The 24,444-nt window shown below is 43.3% G+C and carries 22 protein-coding genes; 4 read left to right on the top strand and 18 right to left on the bottom strand.

Annotated elements, in window-relative coordinates; genetic code table 11:
* Positions 1 to 360 precede the first annotated feature (360 nt).
* The gene (locus tag ASU00_RS09110; RefSeq protein ID WP_057913145.1) at positions 361 to 1,773 is read left to right on the top strand and encodes a sigma-54 interaction domain-containing protein; all 1,413 of its coding nucleotides are present in this window, start codon (positions 361 to 363) and stop codon (positions 1,771 to 1,773) included.
* A gap of 325 nt (positions 1,774 to 2,098) precedes the next feature.
* On the opposite strand, the gene ASU00_RS09105 is transcribed toward ASU00_RS09110, so the two are convergent.
* From ASU00_RS09105 to ASU00_RS09050, 12 genes are all read right to left on the bottom strand, one after another.
* A complete protein-coding gene (locus ASU00_RS09105) occupies positions 2,099 to 2,944 on the bottom strand; it encodes a VOC family protein (RefSeq protein WP_057913144.1) in 846 nt (281 codons plus the stop codon).
* 277 nt (positions 2,945 to 3,221) lie between these two features.
* On the bottom strand, positions 3,222 to 4,040 hold the full coding sequence (locus ASU00_RS09100) for a nicotianamine synthase family protein (RefSeq protein ID WP_236712675.1): 819 nt from the start codon (positions 4,038 to 4,040) through the stop codon (positions 3,222 to 3,224).
* Positions 4,018 to 5,355, bottom strand: a complete 1,338-nt coding sequence (locus ASU00_RS09095) for an MATE family efflux transporter (RefSeq protein WP_057913143.1) — start codon at positions 5,353 to 5,355, stop codon at positions 4,018 to 4,020. Before ASU00_RS09095 ends, ASU00_RS09100 begins: the two co-directional genes overlap by 23 nt.
* A gap of 72 nt (positions 5,356 to 5,427) precedes the next feature.
* Complete coding sequence (locus ASU00_RS09090; protein ID WP_057913142.1) at positions 5,428 to 6,192, bottom strand: ABC transporter ATP-binding protein; 765 nt, start codon at positions 6,190 to 6,192, stop codon at positions 5,428 to 5,430.
* The gene (locus ASU00_RS09085) at positions 6,189 to 6,986 is read right to left on the bottom strand and encodes an ABC transporter ATP-binding protein (protein ID WP_057913141.1); all 798 of its coding nucleotides are present in this window, start codon (positions 6,984 to 6,986) and stop codon (positions 6,189 to 6,191) included. The genes ASU00_RS09090 and ASU00_RS09085 overlap by 4 nt, the downstream gene beginning before the upstream one ends.
* On the bottom strand, positions 6,983 to 7,810 hold the full coding sequence (nikC, locus tag ASU00_RS09080) for a nickel transporter permease (protein ID WP_057913140.1): 828 nt from the start codon (positions 7,808 to 7,810) through the stop codon (positions 6,983 to 6,985). Before nikC ends, ASU00_RS09085 begins: the two co-directional genes overlap by 4 nt.
* Positions 7,801 to 8,754: a nickel ABC transporter permease gene (gene nikB / locus ASU00_RS09075; RefSeq protein WP_057913139.1), complete on the bottom strand. Its 954-nt coding sequence runs from the start codon at positions 8,752 to 8,754 to the stop codon at positions 7,801 to 7,803. Before nikB ends, nikC begins: the two co-directional genes overlap by 10 nt.
* A complete protein-coding gene (gene nikA, locus ASU00_RS09070; RefSeq protein ID WP_057913138.1) occupies positions 8,755 to 10,284 on the bottom strand; it encodes a nickel ABC transporter substrate-binding protein in 1,530 nt (509 codons plus the stop codon). It lies immediately after the preceding gene.
* Between the two features lie 309 nt (positions 10,285 to 10,593).
* Entirely contained in the window at positions 10,594 to 11,739 is a 1,146-nt protein-coding gene (locus ASU00_RS09065; protein ID WP_057913137.1) for a mannitol-1-phosphate 5-dehydrogenase, read from the bottom strand.
* A gap of 5 nt (positions 11,740 to 11,744) precedes the next feature.
* The gene (locus ASU00_RS09060) at positions 11,745 to 13,835 is read right to left on the bottom strand and encodes a BglG family transcription antiterminator (RefSeq protein ID WP_057913136.1); all 2,091 of its coding nucleotides are present in this window, start codon (positions 13,833 to 13,835) and stop codon (positions 11,745 to 11,747) included.
* A gap of 86 nt (positions 13,836 to 13,921) precedes the next feature.
* Positions 13,922 to 15,865: a PTS mannitol transporter subunit IICBA gene (locus ASU00_RS09055; protein WP_057913135.1), complete on the bottom strand. Its 1,944-nt coding sequence runs from the start codon at positions 15,863 to 15,865 to the stop codon at positions 13,922 to 13,924.
* A 200-nt stretch (positions 15,866 to 16,065) separates the two neighbouring features.
* On the bottom strand, positions 16,066 to 17,358 hold the full coding sequence (locus tag ASU00_RS09050; RefSeq protein WP_057913134.1) for a CitMHS family transporter: 1,293 nt from the start codon (positions 17,356 to 17,358) through the stop codon (positions 16,066 to 16,068).
* A gap of 189 nt (positions 17,359 to 17,547) precedes the next feature.
* On the opposite strand from ASU00_RS09050, the gene ASU00_RS09045 reads away from it, so the two are divergent.
* Positions 17,548 to 18,039: a hypothetical protein gene (locus ASU00_RS09045; RefSeq protein ID WP_057913133.1), complete on the top strand. Its 492-nt coding sequence runs from the start codon at positions 17,548 to 17,550 to the stop codon at positions 18,037 to 18,039.
* A gap of 56 nt (positions 18,040 to 18,095) precedes the next feature.
* Here the strand turns inward: ASU00_RS09045 and ASU00_RS09040 are convergent, their stop codons facing one another.
* Entirely contained in the window at positions 18,096 to 18,785 is a 690-nt protein-coding gene (locus ASU00_RS09040) for a response regulator (RefSeq protein ID WP_057913132.1), read from the bottom strand.
* Positions 18,779 to 20,374, bottom strand: coding sequence for an ATP-binding protein (locus ASU00_RS09035; protein ID WP_057913131.1), 1,596 nt, complete (start codon positions 20,372 to 20,374; stop codon positions 18,779 to 18,781). The genes ASU00_RS09040 and ASU00_RS09035 overlap by 7 nt, the downstream gene beginning before the upstream one ends.
* 130 nt (positions 20,375 to 20,504) lie before the next feature.
* Here ASU00_RS09035 and ASU00_RS09030 point away from each other — a divergent pair, with 130 nt between their 5' ends.
* A complete protein-coding gene (locus ASU00_RS09030; protein ID WP_057913130.1) occupies positions 20,505 to 20,885 on the top strand; it encodes a hypothetical protein in 381 nt (126 codons plus the stop codon).
* On the opposite strand, the gene ASU00_RS24435 is transcribed toward ASU00_RS09030, so the two are convergent.
* Positions 20,872 to 21,246 (bottom strand): transporter, encoded by a 375-nt coding sequence (locus ASU00_RS24435; protein WP_082630219.1) that lies wholly within the window; start codon positions 21,244 to 21,246, stop codon positions 20,872 to 20,874. The two genes, ASU00_RS09030 and ASU00_RS24435, sit on opposite strands and share 14 nt — an antisense overlap.
* A gap of 583 nt (positions 21,247 to 21,829) precedes the next feature.
* Complete coding sequence (locus tag ASU00_RS09025) at positions 21,830 to 22,747, bottom strand: DNA-3-methyladenine glycosylase family protein (protein WP_057913129.1); 918 nt, start codon at positions 22,745 to 22,747, stop codon at positions 21,830 to 21,832.
* A 130-nt stretch (positions 22,748 to 22,877) separates the two neighbouring features.
* Between ASU00_RS09025 and ASU00_RS09020 the strand changes: the two genes are divergently transcribed.
* A complete protein-coding gene (locus tag ASU00_RS09020) occupies positions 22,878 to 23,405 on the top strand; it encodes a methylated-DNA--[protein]-cysteine S-methyltransferase (protein WP_057913128.1) in 528 nt (175 codons plus the stop codon).
* 45 nt (positions 23,406 to 23,450) lie between these two features.
* Here the strand turns inward: ASU00_RS09020 and ASU00_RS09015 are convergent, their stop codons facing one another.
* Both ASU00_RS09015 and ASU00_RS09010 read right to left on the bottom strand, forming a co-directional pair.
* Positions 23,451 to 23,891 (bottom strand): DUF2690 domain-containing protein, encoded by a 441-nt coding sequence (locus ASU00_RS09015; RefSeq protein ID WP_236712693.1) that lies wholly within the window; start codon positions 23,889 to 23,891, stop codon positions 23,451 to 23,453.
* A gap of 68 nt (positions 23,892 to 23,959) precedes the next feature.
* Positions 23,960 to 24,421: a DUF2690 domain-containing protein gene (locus tag ASU00_RS09010; protein ID WP_082630218.1), complete on the bottom strand. Its 462-nt coding sequence runs from the start codon at positions 24,419 to 24,421 to the stop codon at positions 23,960 to 23,962.
* Positions 24,422 to 24,444: the final 23 nt, after the last annotated feature.

Genomic DNA, 24,444 nt, shown 5'->3' with positions numbered 1-24,444 from the left:
CTCATCTCCCTAAAGTTTTTTATATATTTACTTCTCGCTTATTTAATAAGCAAGTTCCGTGCCAACTTTTCATTTTCACGAAAAAAATATCGTTTTTTTATAAAATATATAATGAAATTCAGCACTGCGCGGGCAAAGTGTACATAGCAAGCATTTTTTTTGCCCTTTATCTTCTCTTTTAATAGATGCAAAATTCATGCCAATCTGTTTTTATCATAAAAAAACAGCTCTTTCACTTTTTTTACGCAAAATTTCTTTGCATCTACCCGCAAAATATCGTTGCAGCGCAAATTTTCATTGCACCTTCTCTTTCATTCCTCTACAATAGGCTCTAACAAATGAAAAAACTGGGAGGCATTCATGTTTCTAGACCAAATTATTAAAATAGAAGGTTTCCATACCATTCTCCATTCACTGGTGGATGTAATTGATATCGGGATACATATCATTGATCCAAAAGGTCGAACCATTGTCTATAACAAGAAAATGGCTGAAATAGAAGGCATGGAATCGGATGAGGTATTGGGGAAAAAGATTCACGAGATCTTTAGTTTCAAAGAGGAAGCGGAGAGTACTTTAAATCGCGCATTACATTTTGGCAAAACGACGGAAAACTCGAAGCAAACCTACTTCAACAATCTCGGACAGGAAATCACCACCATCAATAATACGTTCCCGATATTGGACCAGGACCAACAGATCATCGGGGCCATTGAGGTGGCAAAGGATATAACAAACCTAGAAAGACTTATTAAAGACAATATTTTAAATAAAGGCGATACGAAATATACGTTCGACAGCATTATCGGAACGAGTGAAATTTTCTTGGAGGTCATCGAAAAAAGCAAGCGCTCGACCAGGACCACATCCTCGATTCTCATCGTTGGGGAAACCGGAACCGGAAAGGAGCTCTTCGCCCAAAGCATCCATAATGGCAGCAGCCGTTCGACACACCCTTTCATCAGCCAAAACTGCGCTGCCCTGCCAGATAGTCTCATTGAAGGAATACTTTTCGGCACGAAGAAAGGGGCCTTTACCGGATCGATTGAAAGACCTGGATTATTCGAACAGGCACAGGGCGGTACCATCCTGCTTGATGAAATCAACTCATTAAATCCGAATTTACAGGCGAAGCTGTTGCGGGCTTTACAGGAAAGGACGATTCGCCGTGTTGGCGATACAAAAGATAAAAAAATCGATGTACGCGTCATCGCGACGATCAATGAAGATCCGATAGATGCCATTGCAAATGATCACTTACGAAAGGATCTATATTACCGCCTAAGCGTCGTTTCCTTATTCATCCCGCCTCTCCGTGAGCGGAAAGAGGATATCCCTTTGCTGGCACAATCCTTCATCGAGAAATTCAATGCGTTGTTCGAATTGAATATCGAAGGAATAAGCGAAGAGGTCTACGCCCTTTTTTATGAGTACGACTGGCCAGGGAACGTCAGGGAGCTTGAGCATATCATCGAGGGTGCCATGAATTTACTGGAACCTGGCGATACAAAAATCTCGCCCAACCACCTTCCAGCTCTATCTAAAAAGAAGGCTCACATTGGAGAGACTCATTCGGGGAAAAAACCTAACCCTCCAAGTGGAGGATTACAGGAGACCACCTTATCCCTTGATGAGTATATCGCTAATACGGAAAAGCTATACTTGGAGAAAATATTAAAGGAACATGGGATGAATATCTCCCAAGCAGCAAAAGCCTTGAATATTAGCCGCCAAAGTCTTCAATACCGCTTGAAAAAATATCGAGTCAAATAAACATGAAGAAGGCCCCCCAATGATATGGAGGGCCTTCTTATGTTTGGAATGGTCACATTTCCAATGTAATATTTTATACTGCCTTAAGAAACCCAGAGCAAGACCAGAAAGCAAGCTAACTTATTGCATGGACTGCTAAATACATGCACCACAGTCCGCACCGACGGACAATGAGCCCGAACGGACGGTTTATTCGCTATGACGGACGAATTATTGGCGTTGACGGTCGAATTATGAGCCCGAACGGACGAATTATTGGCGTTGACGGTCGAATTATGCGCTCGAACGGTCGAATTATGAGCCCGAACGGACGAATCTTTCCGTTTTAGACGACTAAATGAATCTCATTTCCTGATGGATCGGCTACAACGTAAAACGCTTCTTGTTCCGTGACGACAGCTCCGATTCCTTTCAGTTGTTCGATTATTTTGTTTCTCGCTTCTTCATCTGCAAAAACGAGGGTATACCAGTTTAGCCCGACACTATTTTCCTTAGCAGCAGGAGCGCCGACGCCATTCCAGGTGTTCAAGCCGATGTGATGATGATACCCGCCGGTGGAGATGAAAAGCGCCCCTCCCATTCGGGTTACAACGCTAAATCCTAGACCTTGCATGTAAAACTCCTCCGTCTTCGATAGTTCGGATACATGCAGATGGATGTGCCCCATTAGCGTACCTGCAGGCAATTGGCTCCACTCCCGATCACTTTCTTTGAGAAGGTCGTTTCCATCCAACTGCTCTGTGCCCATGGCGACCTGCCCGTCGGCCCATTTCCAACCGGCAGATGGGCGGTCAGAGTAAATTTCAATGCCATTTCCATCCGGATCGGTAATATATAGCGCTTCACTTACAACATGGTCTGCCGCACCTAACGGATAGTTCGTTTCAAGTAAATGGCGTAAGAAAACCGCTAAGTCTGCACGGGTCGGCAGCAACAAGGCAAAGTGATATAAGCCCGAAGTCCGCCCTTCCTTTGGAGTCACACCGACTGGCTGTTCTAGGGTCAGCAATGAATTTTTTCCGTCTGCCGTTAACACAGCCTGTCTATCCGTCTTTCTCAATACTTGAAGACCGATGATATCTTGGTAAAACGTGATGGCATTATTTAAATCCAAAACATTGATACTGACTTCGCCAACAAAAGTCACTGGTTTCTGATGAAATTTTTCCATTATGTCACTTCCCTTTTTTATTAAAAATCATATGATCCAAAGAAAAAAACCGTGGTTTGCACACGCTAGATAGACAAACCCAGTATAACCGCAAGTCCTCCCACCAATTCGATATGCGCCTAGAACCCAGGAATGCCGACGTGTTTCAAACGCCTAACGCACTTACTTTATGTAAGTAATTATATTTTTATAAGTTTGTACTGTCAAGTAAGGTTTGTTGGATTTCTTTTTTCCTTTAAAAAAACGAATTGCCGAAGCAACTCATTTCATCGTGTCATTATCTAAATGTGTAAAAAACGGTTGAATTGATGATGAAAGAGTCGGCTATGGTTCTCCCGACTTCCTGACATATCACTTTACTGAATTTTGTCGCATCAACGGGTTCATATAATAATTGATGAATGCCGTCCACCGACCTTATTGCCACGGTTGCGTGTGGGTTCGTCTCATATATTCTTTCCAGTATTTCTTCTTTATTAGGAACTAGGCTGGCAATCCAGACCAAATCAAACTCCCCATAATCATGAAGGGCGCCATCATTTAAGATATAATTCGAGGTCGCTTCTCCCTTCAGTTGCTTGATGATCCGTTTGCCTAGCGAATAGGCTTGTTCATCTATATCAAGACAAGTCATATTTGCTCCAAGCTCCTGTTGAAGCAACAATGGACTTAAAGGCAAAGGGCCCGTACCTACAAATGCGAATGATTGACTATCATTTTTCACCTTTTTCAATTCATTGATCTCCGTTTTGATTAGTTCTTTGTAGTTCCCCCAATAAAGGAAGGAACGAAAATCCTCAAGGGTGTTCACACTGCCAACAAATAAGTTTGCATAATGATTCTCCATCGATGTTTCGGCGATCGTCAGCTTATCCAGCATATCACCCCGAATCGAGCGGATTTGATCATGGTTGAGAATTTCTTCTGCCATATGCTGGTCCAACGGTTTCGAAATCAGCGAAACCAGTTCGGTTAAAACGCGATTGATGATTGGATTTTTTGGTGATAAATCTTTTTCTTCCAGTAAAATCTTATACGTATCCATATATGTATGAATGATTTTTTCCTGGTTCCTAGACCATTTGATCGTTTTCAAGGCACACACTCCTATTAGGAAATAATTTTTTACTTAATCGTGGTATATACATTGCCAAAAATACCGATCGCCCTAGGCTGAATACAGTAAAAGCGAGCCATAATGCATGGTTTTGATAGGTCGGCACAAAAATATAAAGTGTTATGACAAAGGCAATCAAGGAATAGATCATCGAGTTACGAATCGGGGCAGCTTCTGTTGCCCCGGTAAAGACACCGTAGAAAACGATACCTACACTGGCCGATAGAGGAAACAAAATAAGCCAAATTCCATACATGTTTGCCAGCTCAATGACACTTCGTATTCGTGTGAAAAGCGGCAGGATGCTTTCACCGAATAGATAATAGCTGACAGCCATCATCAGGGAGGAAAGGATACCCCACTGCAACGATAGACTTAGGGTTTTCTTATATAAGTGTCTATCTCTAGCACCAATCGCTTTTCCGACAAGTATGCTTGAAGCATTAGCGAACCCGTCAAAGAAGTAAGCCATCATATAGTGGATCTGGATGAGAACGGCATTCGCCGCCAATATCTCCGTTCCATATGAGGCACCCTTTGCCGTGAAGATATTGAAAACGGCCAACAAGCAAAGCGTTCGGATGAATAAATCCCGATTCACCGACATCATTTTCTTAAGTGATGAAAGATTGAACATCTCATTCAATGGAGGCAGTTCCATTCGATGCGGCGACGCTTTTACAATTACGATCAGTCCGATGAAAAAGGCCGTCACTTCCGAAAGGAGGGTCGCTATCGCTACTCCTGCCACCCCCCATTCGAAAACATGGACAAACAGCACATCCAGGGCGATGTTCATCAAGTTCATGAACACCTGTAAAACTAGCGAAACCTTGATCTTGGACATCCCCATCAGCCATCCCAATATGACGTAATTCATCAAAGTGAAAGGAATACCCCAGATTCGAATGCTGAAGTATTCAGCTGCATATCTTCGTACGTCAGCTTCCGGATTCATCAGTGTTAAAGAAACATGTTCAATTGGTCCCTGAAGCAGGATGAAACCTATCCCTGCAACAATCGCCAGTATAAAGGGCCTTAAAAAAGCTAACATGCTCTGCTTTTCGTCGTTTGCCCCAAGTGCTTGGGCAGCAAATCCCGAAGTGCTCACACGCAAAAAGCCAAATAGCCAATACAAGGTATTGAAAATGACCGTACCTATAGCTACGCCGCCCAAATAAGCGGGGTTTGGTAACTGACCTACAACAGCGGTGTCCACCGCACCTATCAACGGTGTCGTTATCGTCGATATGGTCAGAGGAATGGCCAAGGCCAAATATGATCGGTGGTTCACCTTACTTCCTCCCTATATTTAAAATCAAAAACGAAATCATTCCGATTTACAAACTGGACTCGTCCTACCTATTCACTCAAACAGTGAAATCAATTCTTTCGTATAAGGATGACGGTCCTCACCAAAGAGCAGCTCCTTTTCAAAGGAGTCCACGATTTCCCCTTCTTTCATCACCAGAATCCTCTGGCTCATCTGCTGTACTGCCGACAGATCATGAGAAATAAATAGGTAGGAAATGTCCAATGTCTTCCTCAGCCCGCCTAACAATTTAAGCACCGCCGCTTGAGACAGCACGTCCAGGCTTGAAGCTGGTTCATCCAAAATAATCAGGGCCGGTTCAATGCTGATTGCGCGTGCAATCGTCACCCGCTGCTTTTGTCCGCCGCTTAACTCATGCGGGTAACGTTCGGCAAAGCTTTTTGGGAGCTCCACGGTTTCCAGCAGCTGTCCGATAAAGTTCGCTTCACTTGTATACGTAAAATGTTTTAGGGTAATCTCGCTGCCAAATTGCTGATAAGGATCCATTAATGAATTCTTTATCTTTAGTTTTGGATTCAAAGCAGCGGCAGGATTTTGCAAAACAGCCTGGATGTTCTTCCGATATGGGTTTAGACTTCTTTCATTTTTGTTTTGCAGTGCGGTTCCTTCAAATAAGATGCAGCCTTGGTCAAAGGATTCAATCTGAAGGATGATTCTTGCCAGTGTGCTTTTTCCGCAGCCGCTCTCTCCCACTAACCCGAGGCATTCCTTCCTTTCGATGCTTAAATTTACATTCCTTAGTATTTCCACTCCGGTTTCATAGCTTTTATGGACATTTCGTACGTCTAATAAACTCATCCTGACACTCCTTCAAGCTTGAATGGCATTCTGCGCAATGATGGCGATGATTGAATCAGTTCATTCGTATAAGCATGCTTGGGATGATTCAATACTTGATCTTTGTCACCAATCTCCATGATGGCTCCGTCTTTCATGACCGCAATGCGATCCGCATATTTCTTAACATGACGCAAATCATGGGTAATGAACAAGACTGCACATCCGGTTTCTTTTTGGAGCCTTGATAACAGCTCTAAAACCTTAAAGGAAGATACACTGTCCAAGGCTGTCGTCGGTTCATCCGCTATCAAAATATCCGGTTCAAGCAGCAGGGCCATTGAAATGGATACGCGTTGAAGCTGACCACCGCTTAATTGAAATGGGTATCTGCTGTAGATATCTTCCTTCAGGCCCACCGATATGAGCGCCTTGACCGCTTGCTGCCGCCTTGCCTTTTTGGAAAGGCTCAAATGTGTTTTCTGATATTCGTCGAAATGCTGACCGATGGTAAGGAAAGGTGTGAATGAACCCTGGTAATCTTGAAAAATATAAGCTAGGCGCTTTCCGCGAATCTTCCTTATTTCAGAGGGTGATAGCGCCAATAGGTTTCTTTCCCCGTACCATATTTCGCCCTTCGCTTGGAGATTAGGTGCAAGCAGCTGACCTATTGCCATGGCCGTCATGCTTTTGCCGCTTCCACTTTGTCCGACAAGTGCGAACCACTCACCTTCATGCACATCGAATGAAAGATTCTTGACGATATGATTTTGCTTTCCCATGATATGAAGCTGCCTTACGGATAAAATGCTCATGATTCCACCTCCTTTTTCACATCGAATGCATCGCGCAAATAATCACCGAGTATGTTGGATAAAAGGACGACAAATACGATGGCGAGCCCCGGGTAAATCATCAGCATCATATGAGATTGAAAGTATGGCCGGGCATCATTCAGCATCGCTCCCCACTCTGGTGCCGGCGGCTGCGCCCCGAGTCCGATATATGATAAGGAAGATATGAGCAAAATGATTTTACCTAAATCGAGGCTAGCCAATACAAGCACATTCCCGATAAGGTGCGGAAATAAATGCTTCCGCATGATCGCAAATGAACGTAATCCATTGATTTTAGCAGCTGTGACATAATCCTTCCCACGTTCGGTGATCACCGTGCTTCGGACAAGCCGGGCATAATTCACCCATTTCACTAAAACGATTGCCAACAGGAGATTTTCGATTCCTGGACCTAATAAACCACTTAGCACAATGGCAACGATCGTATCAGGAAATGCGAGAAACGCGTCTGCAATGCGCATAAAGATCCGATCGATCAGCCCTCCTTTAAAACCGGCAATCACCCCGAACGGTACGCCGATGATCACCGCGGCAAACAAAGATAAAAGTCCGTAGCCAACCGTCAGCTGTGCACCAAGCAGAAGACGTGTCAATACATCACGACCTAGATGATCCGTCCCTAACGGGTGTTCCAAGCTTGCCGGCCATAGTCTTTCTCCCAAATTGACCAGTGCCGGATCATGTTTCAAAATAAGAAAGGCGTAAGCCGCAACAGCAAGGACTGTAGCCATCACCATGAAAAGCCAACGCCTTTTGGTTTTTTTTTTGATCACTAACTCCATTTTCCATGCTTCCTTTCCTTCAGTCTTAGCTCAGGATTTAAATAACGATAAGATAAATCAACGACACTATTGACGATGAATACGATGATGGCCATGACCAACAGATACCCTTGAATGACTGGATAATCCCGCGACCGAATCGAGTCCACGACCAGCTTCCCTATGCCTGGATAGGCAAAAATCACTTCGATCACCACGACACCTCCGATCAGGCTCCCAAGGCTCACCCCGAATACGGTAATGACCGGTGGCAGGCTATAACGAAATGCATGAACAAAGAATATCCGCATTTCTGAAATCCCCCTTGAGCGGGCAGCCGTAATGAAATCATGACTGAGGGAATCTATCAAACTCGAACGCAGCAAACGGACGTACACACTTGTGATGGCCAGCCCTAACGTGACCGACGGCAGAATGAGAGAACGAAATCCGTCCCTGCCCATTGTTGGAAACGCTCCCCATCGTACCGCGAATAAATCTATCAAAAGCAGACCCAGCCAAAAGCTAGGGATGGCTGCACCTACTAAAGAAACGGCACGGCTTATCTGATCAATCCAGCTTCCCCTGTACAAAGCAGCAAGCGAACCTAAAGGAATGGCAATACAAAGCATAACAAGCAATGCGCCAACCGCCAGCTCAAGTGTTGCAGGCAGCCCGCTCATGATCATCTCCATCACAGGTTGATTCGTCAGATAGGAATGCCCGAAATCCAATTGAATGAAGTCGATGAACCAATGACCGTACTGCACGAACAGCCGATCATTGAACCCCAATTCTTCTCGAAGCTCTCGGACTTGCTCGCTTGTGATCGATACCTCATCCACTTGAAGGATCGAGAGAACCGGGTCCCCTGGAGCAAGCCGAACAAAAAGGAATGAGATGAAAGTAATCACAAGGACAAAAATCACGACCTCAATGAATCGCCGGAATAAGATGCGAAGCATTCACTTCACATCCAGTTCATTCGTCAGCATGTAGTATTCACTTTTCGAAGTGATCCAGTTTTCAACTTTTTCGGCATTAAAAGCAACAAGTGTATTCGGATGTAAAATGAATGCATTATACACCTGTTCATCCACATACAGCGCAATCTCCTCAGCTAAATCCGAGCGCTTCTCCTGTCCGACCGTTACGTTCAGCTTATCGATCAGTGACGTCAGATGATCATCATCGGCCCCACTGAAGTTCAAGGCACCCTTAGGATGATACGTAGCATTTAAATAATAGCCGGCATCCCCGCGCGGAGCCGTTAAATTACTGTAGGTCGTTAAATCCCAATCGCGATTGGCAGCCATATACTCTTCTGGGATTTCTATTTGCTTGATTTTCACATCAATCCCCAATTGGCCGGCATCCGATTGAAAAACTTGGGCAATTAACGGCAGGTCGGCACGTGAACTGTATGTAAGCAGTGTTAACGTTAACGGTTTGCCATCTTTTTGCATGACACCATTCACTTTCTTATATCCCGCCTGATCAAGAAACGTTCTTGCCGCTTTCATTCCCTTCTCTTTTTCCGGATAGTCCGGAGCAAAAGAGAAAGTGGATGGAAAAGGCCCTGTTGCCACTTCTGCATGACCATGTAAAATCGTATCCGCTATGGATGAACGGTCGATCAAGGCATCGATCGCCTTTCGGACGTGTATGTCCTGCAATGCTTTTCGTTCCAAATTCATCGTCATTTGATGGACGCGGAACGTGGAAGTCGATTCTACCTTCACTCCATCTATCGCTTCTAAATTTTCCAGGCTTTCCACTTCCGGACGGAAAACAATATCGGCGTCTCCCGATTCAAGGGCAAGAGACCGGGCATTGGCATCCTCATTAAACGAAAACCTGGCTTTCTCTAGCTTTGCGGCTCCATCCCAGTAAGACTCATAGCGGATTAAATCAACGGCCGTACCTGGTATGAATTTCGAAACGGCAAATGGTCCTGTTCCTATCGGCTTGTTCATATAGTCACTTTCCTTCACGTCAATGATCGATGTATTTGGATGGACCAATTCAGAAGGAAACTCAGGAAAGGGAACCTCCGTCTTAATGGTCAGCGCATTCCCATCCGCTTCAATCGATTCAATGCGCAAGGCATTCTTGATCGCCGGACTATCCTTCATCGCCCTCTCTAACGATGCCTTCACCGCTTTGCCATCCATCGGCTTTCCATTCTGAAACGTCACACCCTCCCTCAGCTTGAACTCCCATAACTGGCCATTCTTGCTGCTCCAGCTTTTTGCCAGCCACGGCTCGATGGTCAAATCCTCATCATTGAGATGCACCAATGTCTCCGTAATGCCAGCCCGCATTGACACATAACTAGTATCCACATTCGGATCGAGCGAGCTCGTCGCAAAGTTAAAAAGTAAGTTCACTTCCTTCTCCGCTCCTCCTCTTTCTTTCGCAGACTCAGTGGAACAAGCAGCCAAAAGAAAGAATGATAAACATACAATAATAAATGATTGATATTTTCTCGACATCCTCCATTACCTCCATAATTACAAGAATCATCACGTAAATCGAAAATATTACGATTTAAAACTTATTGATGAACACTGTCTGCCTTATGTAACCGCCTCCCTTCAAATCAAAACGATTACGATTTAATACCTAAATCGGCTCCTCGTAATTCATGACTGCTTCATTATAAAACGTAACGATTACTATTTACAAGGTTTTTTTATTGCTTTGGTTCTCCCTTCTCACTTGCAACTATTAAGCTAATGCTGTTTTTCCTTTGAAATAAGCAAAAGCTCCTGAACATTCAGGAGCCTCAAATCTTAAAGTATTTATTTTTTCAACTCATTGTAATGACTGACGACTTCAATGGTTATTTCACTGTTTTCTCCCAGGCCGCTTACTTCCTTGAGGACGGCTGGTACACCATTTTCTTTAATCATCGTTTGCAGCTTGATTGCTTCTTCATCTTCGTTGAAATCAAACAGCATGGCGGCGGCTATCGCCTTGGCTAAATTCGTGTAAGATAGTCCGGCCTTCTTCGCTTCTACGGCGGGGCGTACGAGACGGTCGTTCGGCCCGAGCTTGCGCAGCGGTGAACGTCCGACTCTATTCACCGAGTCGTTCAAGTAGGCGTTTTTAAAACGACTAATGATTTTTTCAATATACTGCTGATGCTCGTCTGCATCCAATCCGTATTGTCCAATTAAATAGTCGCCGGTTTCGCCTAGTATTTTCTTGACTTGCTCGACTATGGCTTCGTCCTCCAAGGATTGGTCAATCGTCAAAGTACGGTCTTTAAGGTAACCGAGGTACGCAATCGATGCATGTCCTGTATTAACGGTAAACAGTTTTCTCTCAATGAATGGAGCGAGTTCTTTTACAATCGTCATCCCTTCAACCTCAGGAATGCTTTCATTCGTTTCAACGACCCATTCATAATAAGGTTCAACCAATACGTCCAGTGATCCTGCGTTATTTTGGATAGGAACGATGCGATCGACTGCTGAGTTGAAGAAGAATACTTTATCGGCTAGTTTTTCTTTTGTATCTTGATCCAAGTGTTCTAGAATATAACCTTCTAAAAGGTCTGTTGCCGAGATTTGGTTTTCACAAGCGATCACATATAGTTTTTCATCAGTCTGCTTCACTCTTGCGACTAATCCTTTTGCAATTAAAGGAGCGATATGAGGCAGGATATTCGGACCGATGGCCGTGGTCAGATAGGTTGCTTCCGTGATGGCCTTGATGACCTCCCCTTCCTGCTTTAAGCTATTTAAACCTGAAACATTTTCTACTAGAACCGATTCTTGTTGATCTGTTGCCAATTTAACTTGATATTGCTTTTTTTCATTTAATTGATCGATAATTTTTTCCGCTATATCTACAAATGTCACATGATATCCAGATTGTGAAAAAAGTGCTCCGATAAATCCTCTTCCAATGTTTCCTGCACCAAAATGCACGGCTTGTTTCATTACAATCATCCCTTTATCAAGTTAGTATATAAATAGTCCAAAAATATGGCTTCCAATCTTTTGCCTATCAGTTCTTCGTCCGAAGATGAAAAAATCATGATCGATTCATTGCTTTCGATCAAGCTTGAACTGATCAAGCTGACGATTTCCTGCTGCTTCACACTCAAGTGTTCAGGAGCCAGCATCAGCAGCAAGTTTTTCATATGGACTTCTTTTCCGTCCATCCCTTTGACAGAACAAGCTTCCTCCAAATGGGCGATTTGGAATAGCAGCTCTTTCACGTTCTTATGTCTTGTATGGAAAAGGCCCATTACAGTGCCAGGTATGCCTAAACCGCCTTTTTTTTCCCGCTCGTTCAGCGCTGCAATTACATCATCGGCACCCACGATCAGTTGTTCCTTTTCAGCGATCAAAACCATTTCTTCCAAGATTTCCGGATGGCCCTTCAAATGCGGAAGACGATATAACCGGAAATTATCGATGATCGACTGAATGCTTTCCTGGGCATTTTTCAATTCCTGCAGCACTTCCTTTAATTCGCCTTCCACTTTTTCCGGGTGGAAATCCTTGTTGACTGCCTGACCGCGATAACGCTTATTCTTCGTGAATCTTTCAATATTCTTCCTGAGATAATTCCTGATATTTTCGATATTCTCTTCACTCAAAAGAGGAGATACGAGAATATAATCACGATTGATATAAGGAAGACGAACGGTCGAAAGGATGACATCATAATTTTGCAGGCTGCTCTGCTTCTGGATATCCTTGATCGTTTTAATTTCAACCGTCTCGATTTCGATGATTTCTTTTTTAATGCGGCTGGCAAGCATCTTTGACGTCCCTATCCCTGTCGGACAAACGATGAGCGCCTTTATTGATATTTCCTCTTCCCGCAGCACCAACGCAGATCCGAAATGAAGAACGATGAAGGCTATTTCATCTTCAGGGAATTCTTTAATTTCCTTGAATTCCCTTTCCAAACCTGTCTTAACGGCTAAAAAGAGAACAGGATACTTTCGTTTAATTTCTTCCGTTAAGGGGTTGTACAATCCCATTTCCTGTTTGATGCGGAACAGCGAAGGCTCCATATGGGCAAGAAGCCCTTGATATAATGGGAAATCCTTGGTCAAGTCGATTTGCAATTGAGCGGATACATCCTTGATCAAGTTTCTTATCAGCTGACCCAGCAGCACACTGTCATACGGAACGGCATCGGCTGTATGAAGTTTGGAACCTTTGAGGATGGCCGCCAAGTAACTTATATCATCGATTGTAAAAGAAACGTTCAGCATGGGCTTGAGTTCCTTACAGATTTTATCCATAAGGTTATTCTCATCCGAGAGGTCGCTTAGCCTCTTGAAGTCTTTCTCCAAATGGAATTGACTTTCATTTCTTTGCAGGGTGACATGGATATGTACGATCAACCCGATATACCCGCTATCGGCTAAACGCGAATGGACACTATTAAAGGTCGAATTCAGCACCCCATCTATGGCCAAAAGATAATCGGGATCAAAATAATCGAGGATTTTCCCATCCCGGATTTTCCCTTCTTGAAGCAAAAATAAGCTTTCGATCAGCTCTTCATTAAAGAAGTGCAAAAAATAGGCAGCCTGGGCTTTCCGTTTATTTTCTTCCGTGCCGGTAAGCTCTATCCCGACTCCCCTTTTTCTCGTAATCACGATATTAAAATTCTTTAACCACTCAGTCAATTCGTCTAAATAGGTTGTAAGAGTCGTAATGCTTATACCTAGATCACCAGCAAGTCCTTGCGTTTTGTAGGATTCTTCCTGAAGTAAAGTTAAAAGAAGATGCAGCTTTCTTTCTTGCGGCGTCTGATCGATCGGATGATTGCCCATCAAATGCTGCACAAGCCGAAAGATTTGTTCATTCTTGCCGTCGATCGACAGCCCTTCATGTGTATTGCGTGTCAGGTGCAAGTCAAAGGATTGCAGGATTTTTTCGATTGACTTCATATCACGTTGAACCGTGCGGACACTCACATTCAATTGTGCGGCAATGGAAATGGCCGTATGTTTTCCTGACGTTTTTATGATCAGTTCCAGGATTGATTTTTCCCTTGAAGTAATATACATGCTACCAACTCATTTCAGGTGGAGTAACACGAGAATATACTGAATAGAAAAGCGTAAAACGCTTTTCTATTCTTGGTTAGGAGTATTTAATTTTTTTCTACCTTGATAATATCCATCAATTCCCTGGCTGAAGTGGCTTTCACCATTTTTTCAATATTCTCCATCTCAGAGCATGTGACTGCAATACCAGAAAGGATTTCAAGATGCGTGCCATCCTTCCCGGCAATACCGAATATCAATCGTGCCTTTTGGCCGTCAAAATCCACACCATCTGGAATCTGTAAAACGGTGAATCCAGATTTAAGGACGTCCTTCTTCGCTTCCTCTGTTCCGTGTGGAATCGCTACATCGTTACCCATATAAGTTGAAGTCAATTCATCGCGGGCAATCATAGCTTCAATATAGCTTTCACGCACGTAACCTGCATCGACCAAGGCCCTTCCCGCAAAACGGATCGCTTCTTCCTTATTGGCGAATTGTTGATTAAGGAAGACGTTTTCTTCGCGAAGCAATTCATTATCATCGTGCTCATCCTCGTTGATGCCAGGTTGAATTGAATCTTCACGGACACCAGGAACGTTTTCTTCTGCTTCTTCGACGATTTCATGCAGTTCATCTGTACCGTCATCCTGAAGCCGCGCAAGCAATGAATCATACTCAGGGCTTGATAGGAAGTTATCGACGGATACGTGATACGCATTCGGCACTTTATTTTGCGCCCTTGGCGTTAACTCTTCCTGTGTTATGACGATTTGTGCATCTGCAGGAATGTTTGAAATTGCCGTATTGGTAACCGTTATATTCAACCCGGCTTCCTTGACCTTCTTGCGAAGCAGCGATGCACCCATCGCACTAGATCCCATCCCCGCATCGCAGGCAAAGATGATTTTGCTGACGTTTGTTGGCATCGTTCCTGGTTCTGAAGCGAACACATTGGCAACAGAGCTTTTCTTGCCTTTCATTTCTTGCATTTTCTTCGCAGCATCTTCAATATTTTCATCCGATTGCTTTCCTGTTTTCAAGATGAATGCACCGACGACGAATGATACGATTGTAGCTACCAGTACACCGGCAAAGTTGGCGATATATGCGCTTGCATGATGCGGAGTTACAGCTGTAATGGCAAGAATGCTGCCTGGTGAAGCAGGTGCGAATAGTCCGCCCCCTAAAAGAACCAATGTGAAAACTCCGCTCATGCCTCCAAGGATGACCGCTATAAATAACATCGGCTTCATTAGGATATAAGGGAAATAAATCTCATGGATTCCGCCGAAGAAATGAATGATGGCAGCTCCTGGCGCCGATCTCTTCGCCGTTCCTTTTCCAAAGAAGCAATATGCAAGCAGAACGCCAAGACCTGGTCCTGGATTTGATTCAAGCAGGAACAGGATGGAAGATCCTGTTTGTTTAGCTTGCTCCAGAGCGATTGGTGATAATACACCGTGATTGATCGCATTGTTCAAGAACAATACTTTCGCAGGTTCGATCAAGATACTCGTCAATGGCAGTAAGCCTGTACCGACAAGCCAATCGACTCCTGCTACAAGCCATCCTGTAAATACGACTACGGCCGGCCCAATGGCCAGGAAGGATAGAATCGACATTAAGCCGCCAATTATCCCCGCTGAGAAATTATTAACAAGCATTTCAAAACCGGCTTTTATTTTACCTTCGATCAGCTGATCGAATTTCTTGATGACATACCCGCCGAGTGGTCCCATGATCATTGCACCAAGGAACATCGGGATGTCAGATCCGACGATGACGCCCATTGTCGCAATGGCACCGACTACGCCGCCCCGGTGGTCATGAATTAGCTTACCACCCGTATACCCAATTAAAAGCGGCAGTAAAAATGTAACCATCGGTGAAACCATTTTGGCAAGGCTTTCATTTGGCAGGAAACCCGTTGGAATGAATAAGGCCGTGATTAACCCCCAGGCGATGAAAGCAGATATGTTCGGCATGACCATTGAACTTAGAAAGTTACCGAACTTTTGAACGGCGACCTTTATATTAAATTGAGCCATTTTGCTCTCTTCCCTTCATATTAATATAGTTTCCTTTATCTTAAGATACGCACCTTCCTCATTCAACGAAAGAAAAAGCTAACTTTGTCGCGAAAGAGCAGACAAACATAATGTATCTCACTTTTCCCGATTTATTCAGCGCTGGATCCTTAACGAAAAGAGCCCCGTTCGCATCTTGACGAACGGGACTCTTTCAAGCTTTATAACGGGATAATTCCCAATAGGACAGATACGACTATCATGACAAGCGTCGATCCGCATGCCCACTTCAAGAAAGTGCGCTGCAATGCTCCGAAATCTTCCCCTACCATTCCAACCAATAGATAGGTAGATGGAACAAGTGGGCTTAATAAATGAACCGGTAACCCTAGCAGAGAGGCTCTCCCTATCAAGGCAGGATCAATTCCATATGCAGCTCCCGCTTTAGCAAGTAATGGAAGCACACCATAATAAAATGCGTCATTGGACATGAAGAACGTAAAAGGTGCTGAGATGACGGCTGTGATCACGGCAAAATGTGCACCCATTTGCGCCGGGATGTGCTGAATCAAAGAGTTTGCCATCGCATCGACCATTTCCGTACCTGAGAGGATTCCAGTGAAGACACCTGCTGCAAAAATCATTGAAACGACCGATAAAGCATTATCCGCGTAGTTCGCCACACGTTCTTTCTGATCACTGACATTTGGATAATTAACCGTAATGGCAATGGCAAAGCCTATCATGAACAGAACCGCTGAAGGCATTACTTCCATAATAAGCGCCACCAGCAGTGTAAGCGTCAATGCGTAATTGAATATAATCCATTTTGGGCGCTTAAGATGAGCATCTTCCGTGGCAGCCGCATGCTGGGCCCCACCAGGGTAATCGATTTCTATGATCCCAATTCTTTTTCTTTCTTTTTTCCCAAGGCAATAAGCCATGAACAGGACGAATACAATTCCGCCAATCATCGCTGGAATGACCGGCGTGAAAACATCGGACATCTCAAGTTTCAAAGCGGTCATCACCCGTGCTGTCGGACCTCCCCAAGGAAGAAGATTCATGACACCAGATGACGAAACAGCAATACCAGCTAAAATAAGCGGCTTCATACCAATCCGCTTATAGAGCGGAAGCATTGCTGAAATCGTTATCATATATGTAGTCGTACCATCACCATCCAAGGAAATGAGCAAAGCCAGGACTGCCGTACCGATGGCAATTTTGACTGGATCTCCTTTCACAAGCTTAAGGATTGTATTTATGATGGGATCAAAAACCCCTGCATCGATCAAAATGCCAAAGAAAAGGATCGCAAATAAAATCATGATTCCCGTTGGCGCGACATCCTTGATTCCCTCCAAGGCCATCTCGCCCATTTTACCGCCAAATCCACCAATAAGCGCAAACACACTTGGTACTACAATCAATGCTATCATGGCGGAAAGCCGCCCAGTCATAATTAATATCATAAACACTACGATCATCAAATATCCTAATAAAGCGAGCATATGATCACTCCTCAATTTCTAATTAAGTAAATTGTATATGAAATCGCTTTATCTGTAAGCGTTTTCAATTTATTGTGTTTTAAAACTATTATGTTAATTTTGTTCATTGTGTTCACGGGTGAATGAAGCGCAGCATTTAAGGTTTTATATTAATGGTGAAATTAGTTGATTAACGTGGGGAGGAAGATCATGAAAAAAACCCTGCAGCTTTTACTGTTTATCCCATTTGCTGCTATCACGATTTTTATTATTATTCTGATTGCTGAACAATTTGGTGTCTTTACTTTTATAGGTGAAGATTATGATACAAGCCCTCCCACAGGCCAGTTACACGTTAATGGTTCCGAAATAATCATGGAACAAGGAAATGTAAACTGGGAAGTGAAAGATGGTGAATTTTTTAAAAAACGGGTGGAGGATATAAAGGCCTTTGCCTTTGCACAAAAAGAAAAAATCGATATACCTTCTGGAGAGGATATAGGATTTTCATATTTAGCAAATGGTACAGTTTTAGAAAAGGAGATTACAGCACAGCTTTGGAATAATAATAAGAAAGAATCGATTTCAATTGAAGATAACACACTACATCTGCCAAGTAGAAAGGGAACAATTATTTTAGAGATAAATTTAGTAGCTGAACAAGGAACTGTTCAATATATTTCTACGATCACTTTCAATTAAGCATAAAAATGGCCAGTAACAGAGCGTATCTATTACTGACCATTTTTGTCTACAAACTATTCAATTTTATAATATCTTCGCTCCGGTCTGCCCACGACCCCGTATACGACTTCCGCCTTGCATCTCTTTACGGAAATCAAGTATTCCAAATAGCGTCGTGCGGTTGTTCTGGAGGCGCCAATCTGACCGCTCACCTGCTCGGCCGACAAGCTGATATCGCTTGCATGGAGAACCTCGATCACTTTCGTCAACGTGATTTCATCGACTCCCTTCGGCAGGGCGGGCACTTCGTTCGTTTCCGGCAGGACGTCTCCTTTTTTCAAAATGAGATCAACAAAATCTTGATCTATTTCTTGTTTGGATTTCAGCAGCTGAACTTTTTTCAGATATTCCCTGATAACTTGGTTGAAGCGCTTCATCTCCACTGGTTTGATTAAATAATTCTCTACCCCGTAGTGGAGCGCTTTTTCCAGTTGCTCTTTTTCTGTCGCTGCCGTAATCATGATGATATCGACATTCGGAGATTTTTGCCGAATTTCGGGAAGGAGCTCTGTACCAAGTTGATCCGGCATATACACATCAAGCAAAAGCAAATCCGGTTTTTTTTGCTCCAATATCCGCAGTGTTTTTTTGGCATTTACGGCTTTTCCGACCACTTCTATTTCATCAAAAGCTTTCAAGAACTTTTCATGTATATCCGCTACCCGAAAATCATCTTCGGCGATGACAGCTTTTATCTTTAGCATGTTTCCCCTCCTTTCCGTTGTTTAGGAAGATACACGGTGAATATGGTGTTTCCATCCTCGCTTTGCACTTCGATGATGCCTTCTAGTTCTTTTACGACTTGATCAGCGTTTGAAAGTCCATAACCACTCGGACTTGCATTGTTTTTCGAAGTGAATCCCCGTTCGAAAATACAAGAAATATCATTCTCATGTATTCCTTTTCCGTTGTCACTCACTTCAAATACTAGATCATTCCCAATATCAGTTGCGAAGAACTTCACGAGCGGCTCGTCCAAGCCGGAAACCGCTTCAAGCGCATTATCGAGAAGATTGCCTACTATCAATGTGAGCTGTGACAATTTTATATGATCAGGCAGCTTTTCCAAATAACTTTGCGGATCTATTTCGAAGCTGATCTTCTTCTCCGATGCTTTGCCGATCTTGCCAAGTAACAGCGCTTGTACCTTAGTATCCTTTATCTGTTCAAACACGACACGGTTCAAGGAATGCAATTCGGACGTTTCGCTTTGTATCATATCTATCGCCTCATCATATTCCCCTAACTGTATCAATCCTGAAAGGACGTATAGCTTATTGGTGAATTCATGGGTTTGGGCCCTTAAATCCTCTGAATGCATCTTCACTTCCGATAACGTGTTGACCATTTCCTCAAGTTCGGTTCGATCGCGGAACGAAGCGACAACACCGCTTACCCCTTCACTATCGAAAATTGGCGTACAATTCACGATAATCGATTTATCTTTCCACGAAATCTCTTTATCCACCTGCGGCTCACCAGACCTTAGCACTTCCAATAAATATTTCGACGGAAAAAGTCCATCAACATTCAAATGGCGAACCGACTCCTTAATATCGAGCAATTTTTTCGCTGGCTGATTCATCGAGGTGATCAACCCATTTTGGTCAATGGCGAGAATTCCTTCTTTGACCGACTGAAGCACCGCATTTTTTTCTTTATATAAATTGGCTATTTCAAATGGCTCAAGTCCTAACGTATCTTTACGTATGCTTCTTGCCAGCATGTAACTGCCAATGATTGAAATCATGATCGCCAATAAAGATATAAGCATTTCCTTCGAAAGATCCTTGAAAATCTGGGCCCGGACATCTTCGACCAAAAAACCGACCGAAACGATCCCAATAATCTTCCCATCCTTATTGAAGATCGGCGATTTCCCCCGAATCGAAAGACCAAGTGAGCCTGCTGCCTCGCTAACATAATATTCGCCATCGCGTAGTGCCCTGCTATTATCGCCGCCCTTCATCCGCTTCCCTATCTCGGATGACGAAGGATGGGAATAGCGAATCCCTTTTTCATTCCCTACAACAATGAACTCCGCCCCTGTTTCACGGCGGATCTTTTCGATAACCGGCTGAATGGTGCCGGCCGGATCCTCCGTTTCAAAAGCGGCTGTAATAGTTGGCATGAAGCTAATCGTTTTTGAAAGCTCCAAAGCTAATTGGCCTTTATCCTTCGCGATTTGCCTTCCTTCCATATAGGAAAAAGTCGTCGTCAATAACAGAATCAAAAAAAGGCTCAGCGTTAAGACTAGTCCGAGAATCTTGGTTTCCAGCGGTATTTTCCTCATTTTTCAACAGTCCTCAATATTCATTTTCTACAAGTATTGGAGCATAATGATTTTACCATTTCTATTAAGTATTGAACATTGTGATACAAGCATCTGATGGTATACTATAACAAAAAAAGAAGGTGATTTCTTGAATCCAATGTATTTAATCGTCATTACCTTTTTGCTTGTTTACGACTTTTTCCCAAACATTCTTCCTACTATCATTTTACCGGAAATAATTCTTGGCCTTTTGATCGGTTTTTATCTCAGTCTCCTCTTGAAAAGGGATCGCCATGCCAATCATAGAGCGAAGTTCAAAGAGCAAATACTTTCCATCTTGTACCTTCTTTTCCTGATCGGCATGCTGACCGCTCTAGGTGGAAAATCGTCGGTAGGTCTTTCCTTCAATAACGCTTTCCTATGGGTTGTCCTGCTTTTATCGATCTTCCCGATTTATTCGAATTGGGGAAAGACAAAAAAGAGCTCCCATGACGGCAACCCCTTTAAGCCTTTTTTCAAAAACAGGTAAAAGATCTAATTTGTCTTGTATCGATCCCAAAAAACGTCCAGAATCTCCCATTCCATCTGAAGCCTGCTACAGATCGCGGACCGACGAAAATCGGGTAATACCAGAAACTCCCGCCATTATTTAACCAAATGTACGTATTCCTGAATAAGCAAAACGAAATCGCCCCCGGATCTACAGCAAATGTTGACGCTTGTTGCTGCTGCGGGATAAACGATGGCGGCGGAGCTGTTGGTGCTTGCGAATACGGCGATGATCCCGATTGACCCGGGAATTGCGGCCCGCCTGGAAATCCTGGTAGTTCAGGAAACACTCGATCTTGATACGGTTGATCTTCATAATAATACGTTGGGTACACATACATGGTCATTCACCCCTATATGATTGAATGATATAAGATATGATATGTGGACGTAAGTTGGTTGGGCTCGTAACGAAGGACCTGCGAGTCAAACCGCATTTTATCTCCCGAATTGGAGAAATACCGATAGAATTGTACTGACTTATGTACCAATTTCGAGATTTATCTACGATATGTACTGCTTTATCTACGAATTTTGGGATTTATCTACGAATTGTACTGGTTTATCTGCGAATTTTGGGATTTATCAGCGAATTGTACTGGTTTATCGACGAATTTTGGGATTTATCTACGAAACATACTGATTTATCTACGAATTTCGAGATTTATCAACGAATTGTACTGGTTTATCGACGAATTTTGAGATTTATCTATAAAATGTACTGGTTTTTCTACGAATTTTGAGATTTATCTACAAATTGTACTGATTTTTCGACGAATTTTGAGATTTATCTACGAATTGTACTGGTTTATCTGCGAATTTTGGGATTTATCTACGAATTGTACTGGTTTATCGACGAATTTTGGGATTTATCTACGAATTGTACTGGTTTATCGACGAATTTTGGGATTTATCTACGAAATATCAATAAAGCAATCTCCATAAATAAAAGGTTGCGTACGATTCCCAGTTTGACCAAGCTTTCGACCAGTTTAGGATTTCGCCTTTTGTAGGTTTTCCTTCCATTTCGAGGACAAGCTTGATGGCATTGTGCAGACCGACGTCATCGATTGGGAATGCGGCTGGAAAACGCAAGCATCTCATCAGTACATAGTTCGCTGTCCATGGTCCAATTCCGCGTATTGTCGTAAGCATTTTTTCAGCCGTCTTTACATCGTTTGCTTGCAGCAGCTTTTCTTTCGTTAGTTCCCCTTTCGCCATTAGTTGTGCTACACCAATTAAATACTCGCACTTCTTCACAGTCATTCTTAGGACGGCTAGGTCTTCCACCGTTAATTCGGATATTGACTCAGGCGTTGGAAACAGCCAATATTGCTTTCCTTCGTATTGAACATATTGGCCAAATTCTTCAACAAGCCTCCGCTTCAAGGTATAAGCATAAGTCAAATTAATCTGCTGTCCAAGAATTCCCCAGACAATAGCTTCAAATAAATCTGGAATGCCCATGTTCCTTAAACCGAAGAATTGATCGACCGGCCTTTGCAATAGAGGGTCTTTTTTTGCAAGCTCATAAAAAGGCAGCAGATTTGTGTCAAGATCGAACCAGTTGCGAATGTACTCGGAAACGGCATCTACCACATGATTTTCGATTGGTGCAGTCCGGCCAGGAATTCGAACGTTCAGCTCTTTTTCATTTACCGCACTGATTTCCACTAAAAGCGTCTCGTTTCCGAAAGCTAAGGCACGATATATCTTCTGATCGACAATATGGAACAAACATTCATTGGAGGAACGTGACAAGTATTTAAGGTTTTCCGTAAAGCGAAACTCATTGGGTACATCGATCGTCCATTCGCTAGTTTCATAAAACGCTTCTTTCATTCATACTCCTCCTCTAATCAACTTTAAGCTGAATATCGCCTCTCCTTATTTTAACAATAAAATAGTCTAGTTTGCATATCTACTCTTTCTTGTATACTAAAGGTGAGGTACGCGAAGGGATGTGAATAAGATGAGTGGTAAAGAGCAAACCGTTGACTGGTCAGTCCTGCCGTATGAGGAAGGTCCATTATATATCGCCAAGACGGAGAAAGGACTTTGCTATGTAGGTTCACCGGGACAAACGTATCAGGAGTTGAGCACATGGATACAAAAGCGCTTCCCAAAGGCCAAGCTTGCAGAAAACGAAGAAGCATTAAGGCCTTATATACAAGAACTGCAAGACTATCTCAAAGGAACCCGGCAAACTTTCTCATTTCCAGCAGATGTAAAAGGAACTCCCTTTCAAGAGGAAATTTGGGCCGCACTGAAGCATATCCCCTATGGAACGACTTGTTCATACTCGGATATCGCTCAAATCATCGAAAGACCTACAGCCGTTAGGGCGGTCGGCACGGCGATTGGCGCCAATCCTGTCTTGATTACAGTGCCCTGCCATCGGGTAATCGGAAAGAACGGCGCCATTACCGGTTACCGCGGCGGTACGGAGATGAAGCATTATTTACTTCAGTTGGAAGCAGCAAATCGAGGAAATGACTAAAAAAAGCATCCGATCATTCGGATGCTTTCTTGCTGCTTGCTGTTTTTAAAACCAGATGGTCACCGCTTTATTATACGCATCACTATTAGGGATCGCATGTATTCCCTGGGCTTGCGCTGTGCGCGGATCCAAATCATATACCATCGGAGTATAACATGAGGTCTGTCCCTTATTCACAACGCCATTGCCTCCGGAGCTTTCGCACGTATAGGCTTTCCCATCTGTACTGCGGACGATCCTCGCATCCGCTTCATGATTATATACGGCGGGACGGGTGACAGTGACTTTCGCCCAGGCGGTTTTACAAGTAGTGCTGAATTTCAATTCAACGTATGAATTGGAATCGATCCATTTTTTATCCTTCGTTACAGCTGTGCCTGCACAATTATTATAGGTGGGGCTTTTTCCATCATAGCTATGAGTTTCAGCCAATGCTTGATGCTTACCGATGACCATGAATTCGAGAATAAATAGCGAAAATGTCATCAATATGGATAAACCGATCATTTTACATGTATTTTTCAATTCATTCATCCTCTCATACTCAAAAATCATTAATACCAGTCTGTTTCACCTGCTGTGTAAGGCCAATATCCGACCGCTTTTGCTTTTCGCGGATCTAAATCATACACCATCGGGGTATAGCATGTCGTTTGACCTTTATTGATTTCACCATTTCCTCCGGGAGAAGCACAGTGATATTGTTTATTATCTGTGCTGCGAACAACCAATGCAGTTGCTTCACCATCCGCTTTAGCCGGTCTGCTGAGCGTGATCTTCGCCCAGGCCGTTTTGCATGTGGTGCTGAATTTCAGCTCCAAATTAGCTGTAGCTCCGTTGGCATTAATCTTAACGGACTTCTTGGTCACGGCACTATCCGCACAATTGTTATAGTATGGACTTTTCCCATCATAGCTGTGGGTTTCTGCTGACGCTCTGCTCGTTAATGAATCCAGTGAGCCAAAAGCGACTAAAAAAGCGGCTAATAATGAAAAACATAAAACGATTTTCTTCATTGTTTCACTCATCCCCTTAACAA

It is taken from the genome of Peribacillus muralis, from assembly GCF_001439925.1.
Lineage (GTDB): Bacteria > Bacillota > Bacilli > Bacillales > DSM-1321 > Peribacillus > Peribacillus muralis.
Note: the sequence above shows the minus strand (reverse complement) of the source record. Positions and strands in the feature narration are given on the sequence as shown.

Excerpts from the sequence above, each read along its gene's own strand:
- ASU00_RS09110 (WP_057913145.1), top strand. The coding sequence starts at position 361 with ATGTTTCTAGACCAAATTATTAAAATAGAAGGTTTCCATACCATTCTC.
- ASU00_RS09105 (WP_057913144.1), bottom strand. The coding sequence starts at position 2,944 with ATGGAAAAATTTCATCAGAAACCAGTGACTTTTGTTGGCGAAGTCAGT.
- ASU00_RS09090 (WP_057913142.1), bottom strand. The coding sequence starts at position 6,192 with ATGAGTTTATTAGACGTACGAAATGTCCATAAAAGCTATGAAACCGGA.
- ASU00_RS09085 (WP_057913141.1), bottom strand. The coding sequence starts at position 6,986 with ATGAGCATTTTATCCGTAAGGCAGCTTCATATCATGGGAAAGCAAAAT.
- nikC (WP_057913140.1), bottom strand. The coding sequence starts at position 7,810 with ATGGAGTTAGTGATCAAAAAAAAAACCAAAAGGCGTTGGCTTTTCATG.
- nikB (WP_057913139.1), bottom strand. The coding sequence starts at position 8,754 with ATGCTTCGCATCTTATTCCGGCGATTCATTGAGGTCGTGATTTTTGTC.
- nikA (WP_057913138.1), bottom strand. The coding sequence starts at position 10,284 with ATGTCGAGAAAATATCAATCATTTATTATTGTATGTTTATCATTCTTT.
- ASU00_RS09065 (WP_057913137.1), bottom strand. The coding sequence starts at position 11,739 with ATGAAACAAGCCGTGCATTTTGGTGCAGGAAACATTGGAAGAGGATTT.
- ASU00_RS09060 (WP_057913136.1), bottom strand. The coding sequence starts at position 13,835 with ATGTATATTACTTCAAGGGAAAAATCAATCCTGGAACTGATCATAAAA.
- ASU00_RS09055 (WP_057913135.1), bottom strand. The coding sequence starts at position 15,865 with ATGGCTCAATTTAATATAAAGGTCGCCGTTCAAAAGTTCGGTAACTTT.
- ASU00_RS09050 (WP_057913134.1), bottom strand. The coding sequence starts at position 17,358 with ATGCTCGCTTTATTAGGATATTTGATGATCGTAGTGTTTATGATATTA.
- ASU00_RS09045 (WP_057913133.1), top strand. The coding sequence starts at position 17,548 with ATGAAAAAAACCCTGCAGCTTTTACTGTTTATCCCATTTGCTGCTATC.
- ASU00_RS09040 (WP_057913132.1), bottom strand. The coding sequence starts at position 18,785 with ATGCTAAAGATAAAAGCTGTCATCGCCGAAGATGATTTTCGGGTAGCG.
- ASU00_RS09035 (WP_057913131.1), bottom strand. The coding sequence starts at position 20,374 with ATGAGGAAAATACCGCTGGAAACCAAGATTCTCGGACTAGTCTTAACG.
- ASU00_RS24435 (WP_082630219.1), bottom strand. The coding sequence starts at position 21,246 with ATGTATGTGTACCCAACGTATTATTATGAAGATCAACCGTATCAAGAT.
- ASU00_RS09025 (WP_057913129.1), bottom strand. The coding sequence starts at position 22,747 with ATGAAAGAAGCGTTTTATGAAACTAGCGAATGGACGATCGATGTACCC.
- ASU00_RS09020 (WP_057913128.1), top strand. The coding sequence starts at position 22,878 with ATGAGTGGTAAAGAGCAAACCGTTGACTGGTCAGTCCTGCCGTATGAG.
- ASU00_RS09015 (WP_236712693.1), bottom strand. The coding sequence starts at position 23,891 with ATGACATTTTCGCTATTTATTCTCGAATTCATGGTCATCGGTAAGCAT.
- ASU00_RS09010 (WP_082630218.1), bottom strand. The coding sequence starts at position 24,421 with ATGAAGAAAATCGTTTTATGTTTTTCATTATTAGCCGCTTTTTTAGTC.